Genomic DNA, 2,809 nt, shown 5'->3' on the forward strand with positions numbered 1-2,809 from the left:
AACCGCCGACCCCCTCCTTGTAAGGGAGGTGCTCTCCCAGCTGAGCTAATCACCCCCGCTGTGTGGAGTCGCATTATAGGGAGAGTTGAAAATGAGTCAACGCCTTTTCTAAAGAATTCGTTCGTTCGTCGTAAAATTAAACAAAGCGATCGCAAAACCGACGTCATAGCATGATTTATAAACAAAAACGGCAAACCGCGACGTTCCGACGGGAACAACATTGAGGAATCAGCCCACGGTGTTAGAATATTGACCCATAATTTCCACCGGACATTGCCGGCTATCGGCATCTTTATTAAACGTAAGGCCAATTCATGAAAATCAAAACTCGCTTCGCGCCAAGCCCAACCGGCTATCTGCACGTTGGCGGTGCGCGTACTGCTCTCTATTCCTGGCTTTTTGCCCGTAACCACGGCGGTGAGTTTGTACTGCGTATTGAAGACACCGATCTCGAACGCTCCACCCCGGAAGCAATTGAAGCCATCATGGATGGCATGAACTGGCTGAATCTGCAATGGGACGAAGGTCCCTATTACCAGACTAAACGTTTCGATCGTTATAACAACGTGATCGATGAGATGCTGGAAGCCGGTACCGCTTATAAATGCTATTGCTCAAAAGAGCGTCTGGAAGCGTTGCGCGAAGAGCAAATGGCGAACGGTGAGAAGCCGCGTTACGATGGACGCTGCCGCCATAGCCACGAGCATCATGCCGACGATGAGCCGTGCGTGGTGCGTTTCGCCAACCCGCAGGAAGGGTCGGTTATTTTTGACGATCAGATCCGCGGACCTATCGAGTTCAGCAACCAGGAGCTGGACGATCTGATCATTCGCCGTACCGATGGTTCCCCGACCTACAACTTCTGCGTCGTAGTGGATGACTGGGACATGGCGATCACCCACGTGATCCGTGGTGAAGATCATATCAACAACACGCCGCGCCAGATCAACATCCTTAAAGCGCTGAATGCGCCGGTGCCAGTATACGCGCACGTATCGATGATCAACGGCGACGATGGCAAGAAACTCTCCAAACGCCACGGGGCGGTCAGCGTGATGCAGTATCGCGACGATGGCTACCTGCCGGAAGCGCTGCTGAACTATCTGGTGCGTCTGGGCTGGTCCCATGGCGATCAGGAGATCTTCACCCGCGAAGAGATGATCGAGTTCTTCTCGCTGGGGGCGGTCAGCAAATCCGCGAGTGCGTTCAACACCGACAAGCTGCTGTGGCTGAACCATCATTACATCAATACGCTGCCGGCGGAGTATGTGGCGACGCATCTGCAGTGGCATATTGAGCAGGAAAATATCGATACCCGCAACGGTCCGCAGCTGGCCGAGTTGGTGAAGCTGCTGGGCGAGCGTTGCAAAACGCTGAAAGAGATTGCCCAGAGCTGCCGCTACTTCTATGAAGAGTTCGCTGAATTCGACGCCGACGCGGCGAAGAAACATCTGCGTCCGGTAGCGCGTCAGCCGCTGGAAGTCGTCCGCGACAAGCTGGCGGCGATTAGCGACTGGACGGCGGAAAACGTCCACCACGCGATTCAGGCGACCGCTGATGAGCTGGAAGTGGGCATGGGTAAAGTCGGTATGCCGCTGCGCGTGGCCGTTACCGGTGCAGGGCAGTCTCCTGCGCTTGACGTTACCGTCCATGCAATCGGCAAGTCCCGTAGCGTAGAGCGTATCAATAAAGCGCTGGCTTTTATCGCTGAGCGCGAAGGCCAGGCGTCCTGACGGGGACCTGGATGATAAAACGGCAGGATACCCCTGCCGTTTTTTTTGTCTGTTACGCCGGGCTGGCGATGCCGAGGCGGGCAAGAAAACCGCTAATCCCTTCCCGGGCCAGCAGGTCGCGGAGCTGCAGCTGTTCTGCCGGAGTCATCAGTTGCAGGGTTTCTGTGATTTGCCGCCAGATCGCGTCCGCTTCATTGACCAGGTAAGCGCCTGGCGATTCCGCGAGATGATTGTCGCTAAACAGATGGCGTCTGGCGGGAATGTTCGTCAGAAACTCGCGCACCGGTTGGTCGATGACCACCAGCCGCGCTCGGCCTCCTTTGACGCCGGGTATCGTTTCCGTGCGCCATTTCTTCTCACGAACCCAGCGATTGATCGTTTGTCTCGCCAGCCCCAGGCAGTCGGCAAGCTCTGCGGGCGTCATTTTATCTTTTAGTTTCATCATGGTTTACCGATCGCGGATCCCTAACCGAAGCAGTAACCCGGTGATCCCCTCGCGTAACAGCAGCGACATAAGCTGCTTCTGCTCGCTGGGAGTGAGTTCTTTACAGAGGGTCAGCAGCAGCGATTCCAGATCGCTGTCGTGGGGAGAATAGGTGCCGGGCGTCTCCGCCACGCGCTGGGCGCTGCGGATAAACTCCCTGACTTGCTCATTGACATGGACCAGGCGCGCCTTACCGCCCTGGACGCCAGGCCGCGGAGAGGTCTGCCAGCCTTCTTTCCGCACCCACTTATTGATAGTTTGCCGGCTGTAGCCGGTCAGATGGGCGATTTCTTCAGGTGTCATTCGTTCCTTGAGCATACTATTTCCTGAGTAAATGTATGGGAATTAGCTGTCCATGTTATAGCATCCTTTTACTGGAAAAGGTGACCTGTTTAACTTCTGGCTGCGATAAGGCTCGCAATCTCAGCAGGTTGCCTGCTTTTTCAGCGATTGAATCGAGAAGGATAATTTTGCCGTTGACACCTGAGCGAGGAATTCATATTATGCCGCCCGTCAACACGACACGCTTTACGTTACGGGGCTATAGCTCAGCTGGGAGAGCGCTTGCATGGCATGCAAGAGGTCAGCGGTT

Annotated in this window: 3 protein-coding genes; 1 reads left to right on the plus strand and 2 read right to left on the minus strand. The window is 55.2% G+C overall.

Features of this window, described 5'->3' with window-relative positions:
• Nucleotides 1-314: 314 nt before the first annotated feature.
• Entirely contained in the window at nucleotides 315-1,733 is a 1,419-nt protein-coding gene (gltX, locus tag ABLV52_RS00560; RefSeq protein WP_004202014.1) for a glutamate--tRNA ligase, read from the plus strand.
• A 52-nt stretch (nucleotides 1,734-1,785) separates the two neighbouring features.
• Here the strand turns inward: gltX and ABLV52_RS00565 are convergent, their stop codons facing one another.
• Nucleotides 1,786-2,178: a YfeC-like transcriptional regulator gene (locus tag ABLV52_RS00565; RefSeq protein WP_023290586.1), complete on the minus strand. Its 393-nt coding sequence runs from the start codon at nucleotides 2,176-2,178 to the stop codon at nucleotides 1,786-1,788.
• Between the two features lie 3 nt (nucleotides 2,179-2,181).
• On the minus strand, nucleotides 2,182-2,535 hold the full coding sequence (locus ABLV52_RS00570; RefSeq protein ID WP_004202017.1) for a YfeC-like transcriptional regulator: 354 nt from the start codon (nucleotides 2,533-2,535) through the stop codon (nucleotides 2,182-2,184).
• Between the last annotated feature and the right edge of the window lie 274 nt (nucleotides 2,536-2,809).

The sequence above is a fragment of the Klebsiella sp. GB_Kp056 genome (genome assembly GCF_040064755.1).
Classification (GTDB): Bacteria; Pseudomonadota; Gammaproteobacteria; order Enterobacterales; family Enterobacteriaceae; genus Klebsiella; species Klebsiella quasipneumoniae.

What these genes read in the sequence shown, in the direction of transcription:
- gltX (WP_004202014.1), top strand. Translation starts at nt 315, where the DNA reads ATGAAAATCAAAACTCGCTTCGCGCCAAGCCCAACCGGCTATCTGCAC.
- ABLV52_RS00570 (WP_004202017.1), bottom strand. Translation starts at nt 2,535, where the DNA reads ATGCTCAAGGAACGAATGACACCTGAAGAAATCGCCCATCTGACCGGC.
- ABLV52_RS00565 (WP_023290586.1), bottom strand. Translation starts at nt 2,178, where the DNA reads ATGATGAAACTAAAAGATAAAATGACGCCCGCAGAGCTTGCCGACTGC.